Raw genomic sequence first — 22,622 nt, 5'->3', positions numbered from 1 at the left:
GCGGGCCGCTACAGGGTTTACGGGGTGCCGATCAGCACCTTCCCGAGGGCCCGCCGGTCCCCCGCCATCGCGCGGGCCCGCCCCAGATCGAGCCGGACCCGCGAGGCGCAGATCTCGTCGGAAAGCGAGTCGAGCAGTTCGAGTGCGCGGCGCAGGCACGACATCGCGCTCCGCCGGTCCTGGCGCCGCAGATGCAGTTGCCCCCGCCTGCGCAGGACGAGCGCCATGCGATGCGGGTCGCCCAGTTCGGCGCAGAGCCGCGCGGCCTTGTCCAGTTCCGCTTCGGCCTCGTCGAGCAGGCCGAGCTCGGCGCTCGCGACAGCATGCGACGTGTGGGCGTGCGCCATGCCGAGGACGTCACCGATCTCGCTGAAGAGGGCCAACGCCCGCCTCGCGGTCACGCGCGCTTTCTCGTGCCGTCCGGCCGAGCGGGCGAGAACGCAGAGGCCGGTCAGCGCCCTTGCCCGCCCCGCCGGGTCGCCGATCCGTTCACTGATCCGGCGCGACTCGGTGAACGCCTCGCCCGCTTCCCGGAAGTCGTCCCGGTACAGGTGGATCTGGCCGATTCCGCGCAACAGCGCGGCTTCCCCGCGTGCGCAGCCCGACGCCCTCGCCGCCTCGAGCGCGCACCGGTGGCACCGGGACCATTCCGCGTACAGTCCACTGTGGTCGAAGTAGGACGCCGTCACGACCGCGAGTTCCCAGGCGAGTTCCCCGAGCCCGGCGTCCGCCGCGTGTGAGACGGCGGCCTCCAGCGCGGGAAGTTCACTCTGGAACCACGGGAGCGGTTCGGTCACTAGCCTTTCGTCGAGCGAGGTCCTGGCCGCGTCACCCGGCTCGGGCCGCAACACGCTGCGGGACAACCGATCCGCGGCCTTCTCCGCGAGCCAGAGCCATCCGCCGAGCACCCGTTCGGTCGCGTCCGCGCGGGCCCGTTCCGGCTCGGCCGCGACCTCCTCGACCGCGTACGCGCGCAGGAGGTCGTGCACGCGATAGCGGGGCACGCCGGTCTCCCGGGCCACAGGCTGGACCATGTGCCGGTGCCGCAGGTCTTCGAGCGCGCGGGCCGCGGTCTCGGGCTCGCCGTTGTCGGCCAGCGCGGCCGCCCAGGCGGGAAAATCGGCCGGGGGCAACAAACCCAGGCGGCGGAACAGCCGCTGCCGATCCGGCGCGAGCTGCCGGTAGCCGAGAGACAGACTGCCGCGAACGGCGAGATCCCCTGCACACAGCCAATCCAGCCGTCGCCGTTCGACGGAGAGCTCGCCCGCGGCGTCGGCGAGCCGCCAGCCCGAGTGGTCGCCGATCCGGCTGCCGACGATCCGCAAGGCCAGCGGAAGACCGTCGCAGTGGTCGAGAACCCGTTGAGCGGCAACGGGATCTTCGTCGATCTCGGTGAGCTTCGCGAGCAGGGCCTTCGCGTCGCAGGGCGGCATGACGTCGAGCGGGACCTGGCGGCCGAGTTCGAGCCCGGCCAGGACGAACCGGCTCGTGACGAGCACCGCGCAGCCACGGCCGGCGGGCAGCAACGGCCGCAGCTGGGCCTCACCGGCGGCGTCGTCGAGGACGAGCAGGACACGGCGCCCGTGGACCAGGCTGCGGAACAGGCAGGCGCTTTCGTCGATGTCGCCGGGGATCACCTCGGTGGGAACACCGAACGCTCGCAGGAATCCGGCGAGTACGGCCTCCGGTGACCTCGGCTCGGACGTGGTCCCGCGCAGGGCCGCGAACAGCCTCCCGTCCGGGTGGTCGTCCGCGACCCGGTGCGCGAGCTTGATCGCCAGCGAGGACTTCCCGATCCCGCCCGCGCCGGTCAGCAACAGGACCGGCGGGGTGTCGCGGCCGTCGTCCTGGCGCAGTTCCGCGAGCAGGTCCGCGATGAGCTCGTCCCGCCCGACGAAGTCCGGGATCCCCGGCGGCAGCTGGCAGGGCACGGCGGGCTCCTGGTACGCAGGATGTTCACGCGCCGCCTCGCCCTGGCCGGCACGCAGGATTTCGCAGTGCAGCGCGCGGATCGCCGGTGACGGCTCGACACCGAGCTCGTCGACGAGCCTGCGGCGCCATCCGGTGTAGACGTCGAGCGCCTCGGCCACCCGGCCGGCGTGGGCGAGCGCGGTCATCAGCTGCCCGCAGACCCGCTCGCGGAACGGCGCCTCGGCGAGCACGTCACGGAGTTCGGGGATCAGCCGATCGTGCTCACCGAGCTCGAGTTCGGCCTCGGCCCGGCCCTCCAGCGCCGCAAGACGTTCCTCCTCCCAGCGCGCGACGACCTCGGCCGCGGCCGGGATCCCGGCGAGCACCGGCCCGCGCCACAGTTCGAGCGCGTCCCGGAACCGCTGGGCCGCCTCGCGATGGCAGTCACGCGCGAGGAGCTCGCGGCCCTGGGCGGCGAGGCAGGTGAACCGGCCGGTGTCGGTCTCCTCCGGCCGCGCGTCGAGCAGGTACGCCGCTCCCCTGGTCAGGATCGGCCCACCACCCCTGGGTGAACGCAAAGCCCGGCGGAGGCCCGATATCAGCCCTTGGACCTGAACTTTCGCCGAAATCGGCGGATTTTCACCCCAAAGCTCGTCGACGATCCTGTCGCGGGACACCGGACGGCCCGCCTCGATCAGCAGGAGCGCGAAGACCCGGCGTGCCTGCGGCGGACCGAGTGGCAGATCCGTGCCCTGCCACTCGGCCGCGGGTTCACCGAACAAACGATAGAAATATGCTATTTCCTTCACCTTTTTCTCCCCCGTTATTCGAAACACCCCAGACCGAGGGTGTCAGAAATATCCGAGGGAGGCGTCCGGCATTCGAAGGAAAAGGCACTCAGCAGGCGCTGGCAGAAGTGTAGATCCTGAGCGAGGTCGCCTCGTCGTTGTCGCCACTGCCCACGTACGACGACCGGGCACCGGCCTGCATGCAGCGGCTGGTCCCGCCGCCGATGTTGTAGTACCACCGGGCGTCGACCCCACGCCGGTTGTACCAGGACGACATCTGGTCGTTGAATCCGTAATCGACGAGATTCTTCAGGCCCGCCGACTGGAACTGCAGCCGCCTGCCGACGAAATCACGGTCTTGCCACAGGCACACGTAGTTCGCGGCGCAATCCCCGGGCGCCTTGGCCGAAAGCGACAGCGTGATTTCACCGCCGTTCCAGACGACCTCGTCCCCGGCGACCTTCCAGCCCGGAGCGAGCTTCGCCGCGTCGACACCGGCGGCCTTCAGCGTCGCCGACCCGTCCGAAGCGGCCGAGGCAGGTGACGGGACGAGCAGGGCCGCGACGGCGGCGGCTCCCAACACCGTGGAAACGAACCGAAGAGTGCGCATTTCTCCTCCTTGATGCCGGCGTGCCTCGTGCACGCCGGCATCAAGGTCCCGCGATGCGCTGTCCGACGGCTAAGCAGCCGGAAAGGGACCTCAGTCCGGCCGCTTAGGGCCGCAGGTCACCTGGTTCACGCGCCGTCGGTCAGAGTGCGAGAGACCATCGTTCGAGCGTGCCGGTGTCGCCGGGGCCGCCGTCATGGACGGACAGCGTCCAGGTCCCGGCCGCTCGTTCGGTGGTTTGGACGCGATAGGTGGTGGTGCCGGTCAGGGGATGGCAGGTGTAGCCGCCGTAGCGGTGAAGCACGTGGTTCTGGCCGGAGGGGCCGGTGAGGGTGATGTCGAGATCCTCGATGCAGCTGTGACTCGCGTTGATGCTCACGGTGACCGGATCGCGGGTCGTTCCCGAGGCGGTGGAGGTCACCTTGCTGGCCGTGGTCTGGAAATCGCGGATCGGGGCGTTCGCGGTGGTGGTGAAGGTGCGGCCGGTGTCGTCGGCGCCGGTCTTCACGGTGACCGGCGCGCTCGCCGTCGAGAGGTTCCCGGCGGCGTCGACGGCTTTGGCAGTGAAGGTGTAGCTCGACGCGGGAGCGAGGTCGCCGACGGTGGCCTTGGTGGTAGTGCTGGTCGCGGCGAGTGCGGTGCCGTTGTAGATCCGGTATCCGGCCACGCCCACGTTGTCGGTGGAGGCGTTCCATTCGAGGGTCGCCGTGCTCGAGGTGATGCCACTCGCGCGGAGGGACGCCGGGGCCGTGGGCGCTTGGCCGTCCCCGGATCCGCCCGCGGTGTGCAGGGTCAGTCCCCATTTGCCGAGCGCCTCGCCGACCGGCTGGAACAGGGATTGGTCGCGGGCGCCTCCCGGCGAGCAGGAGGAGTAGCCGCCGGAGTGCAGCCCGACGGCCCGGGTGCCGGCGAGCCAGGCCCCTCCGGAGTCACCAGGGAGCGAGCAGGCGGTGGTGTGGGTGATTCCCTCGAGAGTCGCCACGGTGTAGACGACCGTCTGGTCGACCGCGGTGACCTTGCCGCATTGCCACCCGGCGGTCACGCCCGCGTGGCAGACGGCCTGGTTGACCATGGGTTCGGTGGCGCCGGTGACGTCGACCGCGGGGCCGCCGTAGGTGTTCACCGAGGACGAGAGCCGCCATGACGACTCGGTGACGCCGACGAGTCCCATGTCTCCTTCGCGGCCGAAGACGCTGTGTGTGCCGCCGACGTTGGACGTGCCGATCCTGTTCTGCTGGCCGTCGCTGCCCCAGGCAGGCTGATCCACGTCGTTGGTGCAGTGCCCGGCGGTCAGGAAATGCCTGCCGCCTCCGCTGTCGGTGGCCGGGAATCCGATCGAGCAGTTGGCTTCGCCGCCGGGAAGCCACCGGCCGCCGGGCCGCACGTCGCCGCCTTGCGGTCGTGGGCGTTCGGCCACGTAGGTGATGCGCACCCCGTCACCGAGCCCGGCGACGTCCTTGCCGAACTTTTCGCTGCTCCGGTCGCGTGCGGCGGCGGTGATCCGCACCGTGACGGTGTCGGTGACCGGATCGATGCCCCAGCCGGTCAGGCCCGGCACTCCCCCGGCGGCGAGACGGGCGACTTCCGCGCTGAGCCGCTTGAGTTCCGCGCGGTCGCGGGTGACCTTCACCGGTGTGGCGCCCGACGCCGCGATCCGGTCGGCGGCCTGATCGTCGGTGACGGCGACCAGGAGCCTGCCGGTCGCTTCGTCGAGCCACGAGCCGGGACTCCGTTCGCGGATCCACGCGGGCAGCGCCCGGTTGATCTCTTCGGCCGCGTCCTGCGCGAGAAGGCGGGAAGCGGCTGCTTCATGGCTGATCCCGAGGTCGCGGGACAGCGCGTCGAGCATCGTGGCGGGTGGGGAACCGGGCGGTGGCGCGGGGAGCACGGCCGTGGCGGGGAGCGCGGTCAGGACGAGGGTGGCTGCGCTGAGGAGCGCGGCGAGAGCGGGTGTGCGCATGGTTGTCTCCTGGGGGCGGGCGGAAGGAGCGGGGTCCCCGGGGATGAGGGGACCCCGCTGGTCTCGGTCAGCGGCGGGTGATGCGGATGTCGTCCACGCCCGCTTCGACCAGGCTTCCGCCCGCGGCGTCGGCGGCCTCGACCGAAATCCGGATCGTCTTGCCCGCCAGCGCGGTCAGGTCGGCGGTCGCGGTGGACCACTGCGCGGCGGTGTCGGCGACGCCGGTCTTCTTGTCGAGCAGGACGGTCGCGCCTTCAGCAGTGATGGCACGGACGCGGAGGTAGTCAGCGCCCGCGGAGTTCGCCAGGTAGCCGAGGTACCACGACAGGGAGACGGACAGTTTTCCGTTGGCGGGCAACTGGATCGGGGCGGACAGCGCACTGGTGACGCCGCCGTCGAGGTCGTTGTCCCCCACCGCCGCGCCGGCCGCGGCGCCGGTGACCAGCGCCCGTGTGCCGCTGGTGGTGTCACCGCGCTGCATGGTCAGCGAGTTGAAGTTCGTCGCGGCGGGGTCGGCCACCTCGAACCGGCCCGCGGTCGCCGTGTCGGAGCCGGCGGGATTGACGCTCCAGCCGCCCGCGGTTTCGAAGTCCGTGGTGTAGACGGGGGTCTCGGGTTCCGGCTCGGGGTTGGTGCCGCCGGACACCGCGGCGAGGGCGTTCGCGATGCCTTCGCCGAAGTGCGAGTTCTTCGCCGGGGTTCCGGTGCAGCGGCTGTCCCCTGCCGGGCAGGGGGTGTCGATGGCCTGAGTGAGCAGCATCGTGCGCAGCTGGTCAGGGGTGGCTTGCGGATGTGCCGAGGCCAGCAGGGCCACGACACCGGCGGCGTGCGGCGACGACGCGGACGTCCCGTTGAACGTGGTGTAGCCACCGCCCAGCGCGGTGGTGTTGACCATCGCGGAGCCTTCGCCGCCGGGAGCGGTCAGCTCGACCGTGTCGACGCCGTAGTTGGAGTAGTACGCCAATTTCTTGTCGATCGTGTCGGCGGTGACCGAAACGGCGTTCGGCAGGTCGCCGGGCAGGAACAGGCCGGGCTCGTTGTCGAGGTTGGTCGAGTAGTTCCCCGCCGCCGCGACGGTGACCGAGCCCTTGCCCCGGGCGTAGTCGACGGCGCGCTGGACGCCTTCGATCACCGCGGCCTGGTCGGGGTCGCCGGGGTTGTTGAACATGATCGGGTCGACGTAGTAGCTGTTGTTGGTGACCTCGAAACCGTGGTCGGCCGACCACATCAGGCCGCAGACCACGTTCTCCGGGAACATGTTCCCCGACGGTTCCATCACCTTGACCGCCGCGATCCGCACGTTCGGGGCGACACCGACGACGCCCTTGCCGTTCTTCGCGGCCGCGACGATTCCGGCGACGGAGGTACCGTGCCCGGCGGCGGGCGCACCGGGATCGGGTTCCCACGCGCCGGGTTTGGTGTCGGGCCTGCCGTAGTTACAGGACACCGAGTTCGCGGCGTCGAAGTTGTCCCGCAGGTCTTCGTGGGTGCCCTGCACGCCGGTGTCGAGGATGCCGACGGTGACGTTCCGGCTGCCCGGGTTGATCGCCCATGCCTTGTCCGCGCCCATCTGCTGCATGTTCCAGTCGACGGGCTCGGCGGGAGCGGCGATCGACTCGCCCAGCTGGGGTTCGAGGAAGCGGCGCGCGGTCGAGTTCCGGTCCGCGGCCGCCGGGCGGGTGCCTTCGACGGGCACGTCGTAACCGGCGCGGGTGTCACCGACTTTCTGGACACCGGAGACCTTCCGCATCTTCGCGGCGAAGTCGTCGGCACCCGAATGCGCGAGGACGACGCCGATCGGCGCGTAGCCCGCCCGGACCTGCCCGCCGTTGTCGGTGACCGCCTTGGTGACGGCGTCGATGCCGCCGGGAGTGGTCAGCACCAGGTAGGCACGCACGCTCTCGTTCGCCGCGGAGGCGGTCAGCGATGCCGCGGACGACCCTTGGGTGGACACGGCGGCGAGCGCGACGGCGAGCGTGATCGTGGCCGCGATTCTCGTCCGGGAACTTCGGATCATGGTGGGGAACCTCCTCGATGAAACGTCCGTTCATCTCGGCACCTGACGATCCGCAGTGCGGGCGGGGACTTCAATCCGTGGCGGCACGCAGGAAAAGGGTCTCGTTCCACGCACTAAATCGGCCGCCGGATCGGCAGACTTTCTGTGGTTGTCCACCCTCTTGCCCGTGCTTACGGTGTCGGGATGGACACGGGACAAGCGGAGGAGGCGATCGCCGGCCTCGTCGCCCGCGCGTCCGCGGTCGTGCTCGTGGAAGGGGAACTGGGAGTCGGCAAGACCCATCTGCAGGAGCGGCTGCGCGCGCGGTACACAGCGGAGTCCCGGCTCGTCCTCTCAGGACGGTGCGCGCCCTTCTCCGGTGACCTCGAACCACTGCTGGAGGCCGCGCTCAGCGACCCGAGACTTGTTCCCCGCCAAGGCGATGCCGTCCTGGGCGCGCTGGCTCCGCGGCTGCCCGAACTCGCCGCTCGGCTGCCTGCCCCGCTTCCGCCCCTGCCCGATCCCCGAGCCGACCTCGCCCGCTGCTTTCGCGCTTTGCGCGCACTCTTCTCGTCGAAGGTGCCGACGATATTGCTGCTCGACGACCTTCAGTGGAGTGATTCCGCCACCCGCGCATTCTTGCGCTATCTGTGCACACGGCGGTCATCGGCGTTGTCGATGGTGCTCACCTATCGGCCTCACGGCGATTCCCCTCGGCTGACCCACTTGGCCGGTCCGGGTTTTCCCGTCGAAACGCTTTCACTCGGACCGCTCGACGAGTCACGAGCCACCGAACTGGCCGAAACCCTTTCCGGCCGAAGCCCGCTTTCCCCATCGCTGAGCCGTTCACTGCCCTCGGCCGAAGGGCTGCCGTACGCGATCAGCGCTCTCGTACGCGAGAAGAGCGGACGCCTGCCCAGGGCGGTATTCGACGTCCACGCCGAGCGACTGCGGTTGTGCGGCAAAGACGTGCGAGCCGTGCTCCGCGCCGCCGCCCTTTGCGCGGAGGGAGCCACCGAGGACGAGTTGCGCACGCTGTCCGGTCTGGGGCGAGGCGCGATCAGCGTCGCACTCCCGGAGGCGATCGAGATCGGGATCCTGCGGGAAACACGGCCGAACCGGTACGGCTGGCACCGCGAGCTGGCCCGGCGCGCCGTCCACGAGTCGACGTCTCCCGTCCTGCGACGCGGACTTCACCGTGCGGCCGCGTCACTCCGGCCACACGACCCGGTCTTCACCGCTCATCACCTCCGCCAAGCGGGCGACACCGGCCACTGGCTCGAGTACAGCCGGCATCACGCCGACATCGCGCTGAACGAAGGCGACTGGAGCACCGCCGTCCGGTTGCTCCGGGCGCTGCTTCGCCATGCGGACCTCAGCGACCCCGACCGCGTCCACCTCGCGACCACCCTGAGCCGCGCGGCCTTCGACGGACTCGACTGCGACCAGATCGTCTCCACGGTCCGCGAGATCCTCTCCGAGGTCCCCCTACCACCGGCCACCCGGGGCGAGTTACGCAACAACCTGGGAATTCTCCTGCTCAGCCAGACCGGAGAACACGAGGACGGTTACCGGGAGCTGGAGAAGGCCGCCGACGAGCTCAAGGACAGCGATCCGCCCCTCGCGCTGAAAGTGATGTCCTCACTCGCGATTCCCTACACCGGCCACCGGCACATCGACACGCACCTCGGCTGGCTCGAGCGGCTCGACAGCGGGCTCAGCCAGGCCTGCCTGCCCGACCCGCTGACCGCCGCGACCATCCAGGTGAACAGGTTGACCACGTTGATGACCATCGGCGCGCCCGAGGCGTGGGAGGCCGCCGAAGTCGTCACCGGCGACACCGACGACCCGCACCTCGCCCGGCAGCGGATGCGCGGCTGCCTGAATCTCACCGACTGCACCAGCTGGCTCGGCCACTACGCCGCGGCGAAGCGCTATCTCGCCCGCGGCCGCACGTGGTCCCATCAGCTCGGGGCCGACTACCTGTCCGAACAACTCCGTGTCGCGGCGGCGCTGCTGAACTGGTTACGAGGCGACTGGCGGGATCTCCGGATCACCGCCGAAGCACTCGTCGACCGGTACGACTCACTTCCCCTCGTCGCTTCCGAATGCCGCCTCGTCGCCGGAGCGCTCGCCCTGGAACACGGCGACCACCAGGCCGCGGTCGCCCTGCTCTCGGAGGTGAGCGCGGCCCGGCCCCGTTCGGCGGCCGCACCGCCGGTCGGCGCCACCGCCGCGGCACTGCTCGCCCGTCACCACTACCACCGCGGAGCCAAAACCGCGGCACTACGAGAGCTCGACGCCGCGTTGCGGGTCATCCACGACACCGGCATCTGGGTATGGGCCAGTGAAATCGCGCCCATCGCCGTCGAACTGCTGCACAACGCCGGACACCGCGACCAGATCCCGGAGCTGCTCTCGGCCATGGAGACCGGGCTCGAAGGCAAGGACGCGCCCGCGGCGATGGCCAGCCTCGCCCTCGGCAAAGCGATAGACCTCGACCTGGGACACGGTGCGCCCGACGACGTGCTGAACCGCTACGACACCGCACTGGACTCCTTCACCGACGTGGGCCGCCCGTACTGGATCGCGACGACACACGTGTGGCGTGACCGATACCTCCACACCGAACTGCGGCAGGACACCGATGACCTCTCCGTCGCCGTCGGGATCTTCGGTTCTCTGGGAGCCACCGTGTCCGAGCGCCGCACCCAGGAGACACTCGACACCCGCAAGCCCCGGCGTCGCGGGCGGCCGAGCTACGGCTCCACGCTCTCCCCGCGCGAGACCGAGGTCGCCCAGCTCGCCTGCGCCGGCCGCACCAACGCCCAGATCGCCACCCGGCTGGGCCTGTCGATTCGCACGGTCGAACAACACATCGCCCACTCCATGCGGAAAACCGGCGCCACCTCGCGCTATGAACTCGCCAATCCCGGTGACCCGGCGGCCGGGTGAGCCGGTGCACTACCGTGGTGGTGCCGTACTCGGTTGTCGTCGTGGTGAGAGAGGGTCGCGTGGAGTCTCTGTGGACGACGCTCGGTGTCGTGGCCGTCGTGCTGATCATCGTCTTCGTCCTGGTCGCGCTGTTCCTCTTGGTCAAGCTGATCCGGAAACACCGTCAGGTCCATCAGCCGGGCACGCCGGTACCGACCAAGGTCGCCTACTGGCTTTCCTTGGCCTACACGGTGTTCCCGTTCGACCTGCTGCCCGACCCGGTCTACTTCGACGACATCGTGGTCCTGACCGGTGGGCTGATCTACGTCAGCCGGTCACTCACCAAGAAGACGCGCGAAGACCGCCAGCTGGACTGAAGGGCTCCGGCTCTGTCGGAAAATGTCCGACCGCGCGGGCGGCGATCGGAATGCCGATTTCGATGACGGGCCCGAGATGCCATCGGCTCATATTGCGCATCAGGGACGAATCCTTGCCCGGGCCGACGTGCGATGGTACTCATGAAAAGGGCAGCATTATTGGCAATCACCCGCCGCTGGGCGGGTGAGTCGGCTTTGGGGGCTTGACATGCTGAAAACCGGATTCGACTCGAACCGTGAAATTCCATTCCGCGCCCGGCGATCCGCCGGGACACCGTGACCTCAGGCCCGGAACGGGCCCGCCGCGTCCGCATTTTCCGGCCGGCTTTTCTTCCCTCGCGGCCGAAACGGGCTGACCTCGCTGTTCCCCGGTGAATTCCGCCGGAGGACAAGGCCGCGCCGGACCGGTTCGGGCAAACGATCAGAGGTTTCGATGCTCGTCTTTCGTACCAGGACGGCCGACGCTGGGAGCGCCGCGTTCTGGGCGTTCCTCGTGGCGTACTCGGTGTCGTCGTTCGGGACCTTTCTCAACCTGATCGCGCTGAGTTTGTTCACCCTGGAGGTGACCGGCGGGCCGGTCGGCCTCGGGGCGGTGATGGCCGTCCGCGTCGGTTCCGGCCTCCTGTCCGGAGTGCTGGCCGGGAAGCTGGCCGCGCGCTTCGATCGACGGCGGCTGATGGTCTGCGCGGATCTCGCACAGGCGACGGCGATGATCGTGCTCGGCATCGCCGGGCGGGCGGCGGGGCTCGGCGGGCTGCTGGTGGCCGCCGCCGTGCTCGGTGTCGGCAACACGGTCTTCTCGGTGTCGCTGCGGACGAGCGTGCCCGCGATGGTGGGTCAGGAGCACCGGGTCCGGGCGAACGGACGGCTGGTCGCGGGGCGGTCACTGGGAACGGTGCTGGGCTATGCGTCGGCACCCGTCGTGGTCCTGGCAGGTGGGTTCGAGGCCGCGTTCTTGGTCAACGCCGTGTCGTTCTTGGTGTCCGCGGCGGTGTTGTGGATTCTTCCCTTGCGTACCAACGCATCCGGCCAGGACGAAGGCAGTGTGCCGTCCACCGGTTCGAGGTTGCCGGCACTGGCGGGACTGCCGCTGGCCGTCCTCGCCCTGGTGCTGATCCGTGGCTCGGACGCCTTCGGGTCGGCGTCGCACAACGTGGCTCTCCCGATCCACGCCGGTACGGAGTGGCCGGGCGCGCCGTACGCGTTCATGAGCTGGTTCTGGACCGCGTGGGCCATCGGCAGCATCGCGGTGCAGTGGGTGGTGCGCAGGATGGATCGCGGAAACGGGGTCCGGCTCGACGAGCGGGTGTTCGCGGCGGGGACCGTGCTCATGTCCGTGGCCTTCGTGGTCGCGTTCACCGGGCTGCCGGTTCCGGTGCTGGTGGCCGTGCTGTTCGTCGCCGGCCTCGCCGACGGGCTCACCGAGGTCGCGTATATCAGCAGGCTGCAGGCCGCGCCGGAGGCGGAGCGTGCCCGGTTGTTCGGCTTGTCGGCCACCGCGGAGACGGCGGGTTTCGCCGCCGGGATGGCCACCTGCGGGCTGGTGCTCGAGGTGGCGTCTCCGCCGGTCGTGGTCGCGGCCTACCACTGTCTTCCGGTTCTCGTGGCGGGAATCGTCTTGCTGCGCGTACGAGGCCGCCAGGTATCGAAGAAGGGGTCGTAATGGGGGAAGCGCTGGTTCACGGAGAACCACTCGACCTGGGTGACGGCGAGCGGGTGGATCTCGCGCAGGCGTTGCGGAACGCCGCGGCCGGCGCACCCGGCCACGCGGTGGTGACCCTGGATTCGGCGGGCAGGCCGGATCGCTGTCCCTATCCGGAACTCTTGGCCAGGGCGAGCGCGGTCCAGGCACGGCTGCGGGATCTCGGTGTCGGGCCCGGCGACCCGGTCGTGCTTTCCGGACTGCCGCTCGCCGAGTTCTTCCCCCTCTTCTGGGGATGCGTACTCGGTGGTGCGCTGCCGGTGCCGATCGCGGGCACGACAGGGGACGACGCGTTACGGCGACGGGTCCGGCACATGGCGAACCTGCTGCACGATCCCCTCGTGCTCGTCGCGGACGCGAACCCCGGCTTGCCCGGCCTGCGGACCGCGCGGGTCCCGACGGAGCCGATGAGCGCGCTGCCCGAGCTCGACGTGCACCGGCCAAGCCTGGCCGATCCGGCGCTCGTGATGCTGTCTTCCGGGAGCACCGGCGCGGCGAAGGGAATCCCCCTGACGCATCGCGGCCTGCTGGAATTCGCGGCAGGAGCCCGCCGGTCGCTCGGCCTGCGGGCCGGTGACACCACCCTGAACTGGCTTCCGATCGACCACAGTGGCGCTTTGCTGATCTACCACGTGCTCGAAGTGTTCGCCGGGGTGACCAACGTGCACGTCCCGACCGAGCTGGTCCTCGCCCGGCCGGGCACGTGGATGGATCTGCTCGCGGAGTACCGGGTCGCGCACAGCTGGGCGCCGATGTTCGGCTTCGCCCAGGTTGCCTCGGCGTTGTCCGAGAACACCCGCGACCTGGACCTGTCCGCGGTCCGGACGCTGCTCTGTGGCGGGGAACAAATCCAGCTACCGGTGCTGGCGCGTTTTCTCGAACGCACCGCCCCGTTCGGCATCGAGGAGACCACCATCATGCCGGTGTGGGGCATGACGGAGACGGTCACCGCGATCACCTTCGGAAGGCTCGGCACGCCGGAAAGCGTGCACCGTGTCCTGAAGTCCAGCCTCGGCGGCGAGCTACGCCGCGCCCCCGAATCCGCGGAAGAGCACGAGTGCAGCACTTTCGTGGCGGTCGGGCCGCCCGCGCCGGGAGTGAGTGTGCGGGTGGTGGACGACCGGGGCGAGCTACTGCGCGAGCGTGAGATCGGCAGGCTGCAGCTGCGCTCGGCGCGCGTCACGCCCGGCTACCTGCACGACGAAGCGGCGAATCGCGCCGCGTTCCCCGAGGCGGGCTGGCTGGACACGGGCGATCTCGCCTTTCTGGCGCACGGGCAGGTGGTGATCACCGGGCGCGCCAAGGATCTGATCATCCTCAATGGGCAGAACCATTTCTGCCACGAGATCGAGGAGGTCGTCTGCGCGGCGGGCGGTGCCCGTGCGGGTGAGGTGGCCGCGGTGGGCGTCCCCAACGCGGAAACCGGTACGGAGGATTTGATCGTCCTGCTGGCCGGCACGGCACCCGCGGACGAGTTCGACGCGGTCGCGACGGCGGTGCGCGGGGCGGTGTTCACCCGGTTGCGGTTGACGGTGACCCGGGTCGTCCCGGTCGCGCTCGAATCCTTTCCTCGGACGGGCGGCGGCAAGGTCCAGCGGGCCGAGCTGCGACGACGGCTGACCGCCGGGGAACTCGGGCAGGCGGGCACCGCGCCCGCCGACGTCGAGTCCACGGTCTTGTCGGCTGTCCGGGAGGTGCTCGGCCACGACGTCGATCCGGCGACGCCGTTCTATGAGGCGGGCCTGACCTCGGTGTCCGTGATCAGATTGGCCTCGACCCTCAGTGGGCGACTGCGCCGTGAGGTAGCGCCGACCGCGGTGTTCGAGTACCCGACCCCCGCCGCCCTCGCCGGCAGCCTGGCAGGCGCCGCCCAGCGGCCGCTCCCCGCCGCGCCGGAGACCCCGGCGTCCGAAGACCGGATCGCGATCATCGGTATCGCGGCGCGGTTGCCCGGTGCGCCGGACCTCGCCGCGTTCTGGGCCAACCTGCGCGACGGCGTGTGCAGTGTGCGGACCTTCGGCAGCCCGGTGGAGCCGGGAGTGGTCCCGGTCGGCGGCGTGCTCGACGACGTGGACTCGTTCGACGCGGAGTTCTTCGGGTTGAGCCCGCACGAGGCGGCCCTGACCGACCCCGCGCACCGCTTGTTCCTGGAGTGCTGCCACGAGGCGCTCGAACTCGGCGGGTACGCGGCGACCGATGCGGAGACCAGGATCGGCGTGTTCGCCGGAGCGGGAATGCAGCTTTACGGCCACCAGCGGCGCGCACGGGAGAACGGGCGCCCGCCCGCCGCGGACGAGTTGGCGGCGATGCAGGCCACGATGGGTTCGGAGCCCGATTTCCTGGCCAGCCGGGTGGCGTACCGGCTGGGGCTGTCGGGGCCTGCGATCGGGGTGCAGACGGCGTGTTCGACCGGGCTGGTCGCGGTGCATCTGGCCGGGCAGGCGCTCCTCACCGGGGACGCCGACCTCGCTTTGGCCGGGGCGGCGGCGGTCCATCTGCCGCAGGATTCCGGCTACCGGCCGTACGAAGGCGGGATCCTGTCGCCTACCGGTGTCTGCCGGGCCTTCGACGCGGACGCGGACGGCACGGTCGGCGGCAACGGGGTGGTCGCGGTGCTGCTGAAACGGCTCGACCGGGCGATCGCCGACGGGGACACGGTGCACGCGGTGATCCTGGGCTCCGCGGTGAACAACGACGCCGGCCGCACGGCGGGTTTCGCGGCACCGAGCGTGTCCGGACAGGCGGAGGTCGTCCGACGGGCATTGGCGCGGGCACGCGTGCCCGCGTCGTCCGTCACCTACGTCGAGGCGCACGGGACCGGCACCGCGCTGGGTGATCCGGTCGAATTCGAGGCGCTCAGCCAGGCCTACGGCGACACCGGGCGCACGGGATTCTGCGCACTCGGCTCGGTCAAACCCGGCATCGGCCACCTGGACACCTGCGCGGGCCTCGCCGGACTGGTCAAGACGGTGCTGATGCTGCGACACGGAGAGCTGGTGCCGACGGTGAACCTGGACCGGCCCAATCCGGGGCTGCGGCTGGCGGGCAGTCCGTTCGTGCTGGCGAAGGAAAACACCCCGTGGATCACCGACGGCCCCCGGCGGGCCGGGATCAGCGCGCTGGGCGTCGGCGGCACGAACGTCCACCTGGTAGTGGAACAGGCCCCGCTGCCCGCACCGGCACCGGCACCGGCACCGGCGGCACCGGGACCGGTGCTGCTGCCCGTGTCGGCCAACGACGAGGCGGGACTGTCCGCGCTCACCGGGGCGCTGCGGGATCATCTGCGCGCGCATCCCGAACTCCGGGCCAGGGACGTGGCGGCGAGTATGGCGCTCGGCAGGCCGCACCGGTCGCACCGGCACGCCGTGGTCGGCCGGGACACCGCCGAACTGGCCGCCGCGCTCGACTCCGTCGCCGCCGAACCCTTTGCACCAAAGCGTTTCGACACGATCGCTTTCGCCTTCTCCGGGCAGGGGTCGGCGTATCGCGGGATGGCCGCGCGGCTTCGTGACACGTTCCCCGCCTTCCGCGAAGCGCTGGACGAGTGCCTGGGTTACGCCGAAGAGTTCGGCGCGACCGGGCTGGCCGACGCGCTGCTCGGCAGCCCGGATCCGGCTGCCTTCCTGTCCACTGAGGACGGACAGCCTGCGCTTTTCTGCTACCAGGTCGCACTGGCCGGGTTGTGGCGATCGTGGGGTGTGCAGCCGGACTACGTGGCCGGGCACAGCTTGGGGGAATACGCGGCTCTCGCCGTGGCGGGCGGGATCAGTGTGGCCGACGGGTTGCGGCTGACCTGCCTGCGCGGACGGCTGATGCACGCGACCGCGACGGGCGGAATGATCGCGATCCGCGCCTCGTCGGATCAGGCCCGTCGGCTGGCCGCCGCCACCGGGACCGAGGTCGCGGTCGTCAACGGCGACCGGTCACATGTATTGTCCGGACCGGCGGCGGCGATCGCGGCCGCCGAAGCGGCACTCGACCGGGAACGCCTTTCCTGGCAACGACTTCCGGTGGACCGGGCCTTTCACTCGGCACTGCTCGATCCCATCCTCGACGAGTTCGAAGACGTGGCCGCCGCGGCGCGGTTCGGCACGCTGCGGATTCCGTTCGCGTCCAATCTGGACGGACTGATCCCGGCTGGCGCCTCGGTGGACGCGCGCTATCTGCGTCGGCAAATCCGTGAGACAGCGCGCTTCGACGAGTCGCTTCAGGCGCTCGAACGGATCGGTTGCGGGGCCTACCTGGAGATCGGCCCGCGCGAGGTGCTCGGCTCGATCGGACGCGCGGCTCTCCCGCACCGATGCTGGCTGCCGTCCCTCGGCTCACCCGCCGAGAACGAACCTGACGCGGTGCTGCGCGCCGCCGCCGCGCTTTACCGTCGTGGCGCCGACCTGAACTGGCCCGCGCTCGTGCCCGGCGGACGGCGCGTCCCGTTGCCGGGATACCCCTACCGGCGCACAAGTTTCCCTCAGCCGACGGCTCCGGCCGAGCCCGTCCCCACCGGCGCCGTGCTCACCGAGGTCCGGCGCCTCGCCGCCGAGCGTCTCGGCGTGAGCGACCTCTCCGACGACACCACTTTCGTGGCGGGCGGCGCCGATTCACTCGCGCTGATGGGCTTGGCCCGCGAACTGCAGAACACCTACGGAGTGCGGATCGGTGTCCGCGAACTGCTCGCCGAGGCGCAAACCCCGGCCAGGGTGGCCGAACTGATCGTTCAGCGCGGCGGAGCAGTCCCGGAGACCGAGCCGGTGGTCCGCGAACACGAGCCGTCGTCCGCCCCTGCCGAGGACTCCTCACTTCACGGCTTGATGGCCCGGCAATTGCAGCTCGCGGACGACATGATGCGACAGGTGACGGACCTGATGCACCGCCAGCTCGACGTGGTGCGCGGCGCGCCCGCCGACACCGTGACCCCCGAACCGCCGCCGACTCCCGTGCCGAAGCCGGTCAATCACACCGTCCGTCCGGCAGTGCCACCCCGTCCGGCGACGAAGACAGGGAACGGCTGCGCCTTCAGCCTCTACTTCTTCGGCGACTATCCAGACCGGGACTCCAGCGACAAGTACCGGCTGATCATGGACGCGGCACGGTTCGCCGATCAGCACGACTTCCACGCGCTCTGGTTGCCGGAGCGGCATTTCGACTCGTTCGGCGCGCTGTTCCCGAATCCGTCCGTGCTGGCCGCCGCGCTGGCCGTCCACACCGAGCGGATCCGGCTGCACGCCGGGTCGGTCGTACTCCCGCTGCACCATCCGATCCGGGTTGCCGAGGAATGGTCCATTGTGGACAACCTGTCTTCGGGCCGGGTCGGCCTGTGCGTGGCCAGCGGATGGCACGCCAGGGATTTCACGCTCGCCCCGGAGAATTTCGGCGGCCATCGCGACCTGATGTACGAACACCTGGACACCGTGCGCCGACTGTGGTCGGGAGAAGAGATCGACGCTGCCGCGGGTGACGGTACCGCGACCCGGGTCCGCCTGCATCCCGCGCCCCTCCAACAGGATCCGCCGTTGTTCGCGGCCGTGGTGGGCAACCCGGACAGCTACCGCCGGGCGGCCGCCGCCGATCTCGGCGTGGTCACCAACCTGATGACCCAGGACGTGCCAACGCTGGCCGAGAACATCGCGCTCTACCGCCGCACGCGCGCGGAATGCGGACTCGATCCGGACCAAGGACGGATCGTGGTGCTGGTGCACACTTTCCTCGGCGAGGATCACGAAACCGCGCGGCAGAGGGCTTTCCGGCCATTCTGCGATTACCTGCGCTCGTCGCTTTCCCTGCTCGACCAGGTCGGCAACAGCCTCGGGATGAAGGTCGACCTGGACGGCGCGACCGATGAGGACGTCGATTTCGTCCTGGGTGACGCGTACGAACGCTACTGCGAATCCCGTGCGTTGATCGGCGGTCCCGATCAGTGCGCGCCGGTGGTGGACGCGCTGATCGCGGCGGGGGCTGACGAGATCGCCGCTTTCGTGGATTTCGGCGTCCCCCGGGAGCAGGTGCTCGACGCCCTGCCGCTGCTCGATGGCTTGCGCCGCCGCTATTCGCCGGGCGCGCCGGCACGGGAGAGCGAACTGTCCGCCGCCCAGCGCCGGATCTGGTTCCTGGAAAGGATGTTCCCCGGCACGGGCGCCTATCACGAGCCCAAGGCGATCCGGCTCGACGGGCCGCTGGACGACGTGGCGCTGCGGGAGTCGGTGCCGCGCGTGGTGTCGGCGCATCCCAGCCTGCGCACGGTGTTCCGCGAGCGGGACGGCGTGCCGCGGAAGCTCGTGCAGCCGTCGGTGATCGTCGACTGTCCGCTGATCGACCTGTCCGGCCGCGCCGAAGCGGAGGCCCTGGCCGAGATCCAGGCCACGGTGGGTCGGATCCGGTTCGATCTCGACGCCGGGCCGCTGGTCGCCACGGCGTTGGTCCGGCTTGCCGACGAGCGCCATCTGCTCTACCTGGTGGCCCATCACATCGTGTTCGACTCGGCGTCGACAGCGGTGTTCCTCCGAGATCTCGCCGCACACTACCGCGCGTGGCCCGCCCTGCCTGCCGCGCGGCCCGGACAGGTTCTCGAGGCGGATGAGATCGGGAATCCCGCGCCCGACACGGATTTCTGGCGCGATGAGCTGAAGGGGGCCCCCGAACTCGTGCTGCCCACCGACCGGCCGCGCCCGCCGGTGGTGTCCAGACGCGGCGCCGGTCTGAGCAGAGAGCTCGCGGCAGGCCTCGGTGAGCCGCTCCGCGCCCTCGCGGCCGCGTGTGGGAGCACGGTGTTCATGGCGGTGCTCGGCGTGATCGGCGCGGTGCTCGGCCGCTACAGCGGACAGCGGGACTTCGCTGTCGGCACGGTCGTCAGCACCCGGCCGGACACCGCGAGGGACACGATCGGGCTGTTCCTCGACACGGTCCCGGTACGGCTCGATCTGTCCGGGGATCCGACCTTCACCGAGCTGACCCAGCGCGTCCGGGACCGCACCACGGGCGCCTACGAGCATCGGGCGGTCCCGTTCGACGAGCTGGTCGGCATGCTGAATCCGGACCGCGCGGCGAACCGCAACCCCCTGTTCGACGTCCTGGTCGAGTTCGAGAACGCCGCGGACGAGCCCTTCGCGCCACCGCTGACGGCCACCGCGCTGGACGTGGCGCGCGACCAGGTGCCCTTCGACCTCGCCTGCTATCTGACGGCACACCGTGACGGCCTGCGCTGCCTGATCGAGTACAGCACCGACCTGTTCGACGAAGCGACCATCGCCCGGTTGCTGGACCTGCTGGCGGAAGTGCTGCGCCGCGCGACCGCGGATCCGTCGGCTCGGCTGTCCGAGCTGACCACACCGGTCGAAGAAGACCTTCGGCTGCTGGACCGGTGGCAGAACGGTGCGCCGGAACGCCCCGCGCGCTGCCTGCACACGATGGTCGAGCAGCAGGTCGCCGAGACACCCGGCGAGGTGGCGCTGGTCAGCGACGACGGTGAGATCAGCTACCGCGAACTGGACCAGCGCGCCGAGACGATCGCGCGCCGGCTGGCAAGCCAGGGCGTCGGACCCGGGCAGATCGTGGCGGTGTCCCTCCCCCGCGGCCCCGAACTGATCGCCGCGCTCTACGGCGTGCTGAAAAGTGGTGCGGCGTACCTGCCGCTGGATCCGCGGCTCCCGCCGCAACGGTGCCGGTACATGCTGGAAGACAGCGGCGCCGTCCTCGTACTGACCACAAAGGACGTTCGCGTCTCCCAGCCGGTGCTGAACGACTTCCCGGTGCAACTCGCCGAGGAGATTTTGCCGGGCCCGGAGGCGCCGGAGCTGCCCGAGGTGCGACCGGAGGCGCCCGCGTACTGCATGTACACCTCCGGGTCCACCGGAACCCCGAAGGGCGTTCTCGTCCCGCACCGCGGTCCGGCCAACGTCGTCGCGTGGCAACGGGATCAGCATCCGCCGATGCGCACCCTGCACTGGACCTCACCGAGCTTCGACGTCAGCGTCCAGGAGATCTTCTCCACGCTGACCGCCGGCGGGACGCTCGTGCTGCTCGACGACGAACAGCACAAGGACCGCGACGCCGTCGCCGCCGTGATCGGCCGCCACCGGGTGGAGCGGATCCTGATGCCGTACACACCGCTGAAGTACCTGGTCGAACCCGGCCTCACCGCGCCGTCGCTGCGGTTGATCCTGTGCTGCGGCGAGCCGCTCGTGCTCACCCCGGCGTTGCGTCGCTTCCTCGCCGACAACCCCGGCTGCGTGCTGCACAACCAGTACGGTCCGACCGAGGCGTCGATCATCGTCACCGACCACCGGGTGGATCCGCGCCGCGGGTCCCGTCCGCCGATCGGCGGCCCGATCGACGGTGTGCGGCTGCGGCTGGTCGATCCCGCCGGGCGGGCTGTCCCGATCGGCGCCGTCGGCGAGATCCACCTCGGCGGGGCCGGGCTCGCCGAAGGTTACGTGGGCAAGCCGGAAGAGACCACTGCGGCTTTCCTGTCCGACGCAGCCGGAGACCGGTGGTACCGCACCGGCGACCTCGCCCGATGGCGCGGCGACGGCACGCTCGAATTCCTCGGCCGCCTCGACGACCAGGCCAAGATCCGCGGGAACCGGGTCGAACCCGGTGAAACACAACGGGTGCTGGCCGGCCTCGGCGCGGTGGCGGACGCCGCGGTGATCGTCCGGCCGGACCACCGGGGCGAAGCGGAACTCGTCGGCTATGTCGTACTCGCCGACCCGGCCACGCCGGAGCCATGGGCGGGAATCGCCGAAGCCCTCGCGGACGACCTACCCGGCTACCTCATCCCGACCCGCTGGGTCGCGCTCGACCGCTTGCCCATGACCACCACGGGCAAGCTCGACCGGTCCGCCCTGCCCGAACCACCGGCCGAGAGCCGGGACAGCGCCCCGCCGTCCACCGAGGTCGAACTCCGTCTGCACGCGCTGTGGTGCGCGGAGCTCGGCCTGGACGCCGTGGCGGCCGACCGGTCCTTCTTCAACGCGGGCGGGCATTCGCTCGCCGTGGTCAGGCTGGTCAACCGGATCAACGAGGAGTTCCGGGCGGCGGTCTCGGTCGCGGAGTTCTTCCGCGCGCCCACCATCCGCGCGATGGCCGCCGGACTGGGCCGCCGGATCGCACAGACCGTCCCGATGACCTCGCTACAGCGGAGGCTTTGGGAACGCCAGGCGGAAAAGCCGCGGCCTCAGGTCTACAACGTCGGTCATCGCGTCGACCTGCGCGGCGACCTGAACCCGCGGGCCCTGCACCGCGCGCTCGACCGACTGGTGGCCCGGCACGACGCCTTGCGCGGCCGCGTCGCGGCGTCCGGCGCCGGGCGGATGATCGAAGTGCTGGCCCCGTTCGCGCTCGACCTGCCTGTCGACGAGCTCGGCACCGGCATCGACGCGTGGTGCGGAAGCGTCGTCGCGGAACCGTTCGAACTCACCGAAGGCCCGTTGCTGCGTGCCCGGCTCGGCCGGATCGCCGGTGACCGGTGGGTGCTGGTCCTCGTCCTGCATCACCTGGTCTGTGACGGCTGGTCCCTGAACATCCTGTGGCACGAGCTGTCCCGGCTGTACGCCGCCGAGATCGACGCGACGTCCGCGGCCCTGCCCGCGCCCGGGGGCCAGCACTCCGACTATGCGCGATGGCAGGCGGGCGCCGATCATTCTTCCGACGTCGACTACTGGCGAACCGAGCTGGCAGACGCCGACCTGCGCTGGCGGCTGCCCTATGACCGCGTCCCACCGGCCCGGCCTTCCGGTGAGGGCGATCTGCACCACGTGCGTCTCACGCCGGAACAGCTGCGCCACATCGACGGCTTCGCCGCTGCCGCCCACACGACCCGGGCCATACTCCTCGCGAGTGTGTTCGCGCTCTGGGGCGCGAAGACCTGCGGTCAACGGGACCTCGTGCTCGCCACCTCCAGCGCCCGCCGGAGCCGCCGCGAGCACGAGCAGACGGTCGGCATGATCGGGGAAGCCGTGCCCCTGCGCGTCCGGCTCGGCGAAACCGCGGAGCTGTCCGACGTGATCCCGGTCGTCGCGGAGAAACTGTTCGCCTCTCTCGATCACCAGGATCTACCGCTCAGGGAAACGATCGCGCTGTCCGGGCAGGACGTCGAGCGCTACCCCGCTGTGTTGTTCACCGTGGTCACGACGCCTCCAGGGGAACTCGACCTGCCCGGCGTTTCGGCCGCCGTGCGCGGACTGCCTGTCCCCGGCTGCGCCAGAACCGAGCTCTACGTCGTGTTCGCCGAAGACGCCGACGGCCTGGGAATCACGTTCGAGTACTCCACCGACCTGTTCGACGCCAAGACCATCGACCGGTTCGCCCGCGAGATCCTCCGACTGCTGAAGGAGCTTCCCTGATCGGCTTTCC

The 22,622-nt window shown here is 70.4% G+C and carries 8 protein-coding genes; 4 read left to right on the top strand and 4 right to left on the bottom strand.

Annotated features, from left to right (window positions below; genetic code table 11):
- Nucleotides 1-17 precede the first annotated feature (17 nt).
- The 4 genes from ACZ5IK_RS23115 to ACZ5IK_RS23100 form a co-directional block, all read right to left on the bottom strand.
- Nucleotides 18-2,720, bottom strand: a complete 2,703-nt coding sequence (locus tag ACZ5IK_RS23115; RefSeq protein WP_465489533.1) for an AfsR/SARP family transcriptional regulator — start codon at nt 2,718-2,720, stop codon at nt 18-20.
- An 88-nt stretch (nt 2,721-2,808) separates the two neighbouring features.
- A complete protein-coding gene (locus ACZ5IK_RS23110) occupies nt 2,809-3,309 on the bottom strand; it encodes a peptidase inhibitor family I36 protein (protein ID WP_465489532.1) in 501 nt (166 codons plus the stop codon).
- 139 nt (nt 3,310-3,448) lie between these two features.
- The gene (locus tag ACZ5IK_RS23105) at nt 3,449-5,266 is read right to left on the bottom strand and encodes a proprotein convertase P-domain-containing protein (RefSeq protein WP_465489531.1); all 1,818 of its coding nucleotides are present in this window, start codon (nt 5,264-5,266) and stop codon (nt 3,449-3,451) included.
- 67 nt (nt 5,267-5,333) lie between these two features.
- Nucleotides 5,334-7,283 carry a S8 family peptidase gene (locus ACZ5IK_RS23100; protein ID WP_465489530.1) on the bottom strand — a complete coding sequence of 650 codons (1,950 nt, stop codon included), beginning with the start codon at nt 7,281-7,283 and terminating at the stop codon, nt 5,334-5,336.
- Between the two features lie 183 nt (nt 7,284-7,466).
- Between ACZ5IK_RS23100 and ACZ5IK_RS23095 the strand changes: the two genes are divergently transcribed.
- From ACZ5IK_RS23095 to ACZ5IK_RS23080, 4 genes are all read left to right on the top strand, one after another.
- Complete coding sequence (locus ACZ5IK_RS23095) at nt 7,467-10,217, top strand: AAA family ATPase (RefSeq protein WP_465489529.1); 2,751 nt, start codon at nt 7,467-7,469, stop codon at nt 10,215-10,217.
- A gap of 59 nt (nt 10,218-10,276) precedes the next feature.
- The gene (locus ACZ5IK_RS23090) at nt 10,277-10,573 is read left to right on the top strand and encodes a YkvA family protein (RefSeq protein WP_465489528.1); all 297 of its coding nucleotides are present in this window, start codon (nt 10,277-10,279) and stop codon (nt 10,571-10,573) included.
- A 433-nt stretch (nt 10,574-11,006) separates the two neighbouring features.
- Nucleotides 11,007-12,236, top strand: a complete 1,230-nt coding sequence (locus ACZ5IK_RS23085; RefSeq protein WP_465489527.1) for an MFS transporter — start codon at nt 11,007-11,009, stop codon at nt 12,234-12,236.
- A complete protein-coding gene (locus ACZ5IK_RS23080; RefSeq protein ID WP_465489526.1) occupies nt 12,236-22,612 on the top strand; it encodes an amino acid adenylation domain-containing protein in 10,377 nt (3,458 codons plus the stop codon). The genes ACZ5IK_RS23085 and ACZ5IK_RS23080 overlap by 1 nt, the downstream gene beginning before the upstream one ends.
- Nucleotides 22,613-22,622: the final 10 nt, after the last annotated feature.

It is taken from the genome of Amycolatopsis sp. NPDC031561 (assembly GCF_055580625.1).
This window is presented reverse-complemented; position numbering and strand designations above follow the sequence as displayed.

Coding starts and splice junctions, on each gene's coding strand:
- ACZ5IK_RS23110 (WP_465489532.1), bottom strand. CDS start 3,309: ATGCGCACTCTTCGGTTCGTTTCCACGGTGTTGGGAGCCGCCGCCGTC.
- ACZ5IK_RS23105 (WP_465489531.1), bottom strand. CDS start 5,266: ATGCGCACACCCGCTCTCGCCGCGCTCCTCAGCGCAGCCACCCTCGTC.
- ACZ5IK_RS23095 (WP_465489529.1), top strand. CDS start 7,467: ATGGACACGGGACAAGCGGAGGAGGCGATCGCCGGCCTCGTCGCCCGC.
- ACZ5IK_RS23100 (WP_465489530.1), bottom strand. CDS start 7,283: ATGATCCGAAGTTCCCGGACGAGAATCGCGGCCACGATCACGCTCGCC.
- ACZ5IK_RS23085 (WP_465489527.1), top strand. CDS start 11,007: ATGCTCGTCTTTCGTACCAGGACGGCCGACGCTGGGAGCGCCGCGTTC.
- ACZ5IK_RS23080 (WP_465489526.1), top strand. CDS start 12,236: ATGGGGGAAGCGCTGGTTCACGGAGAACCACTCGACCTGGGTGACGGC.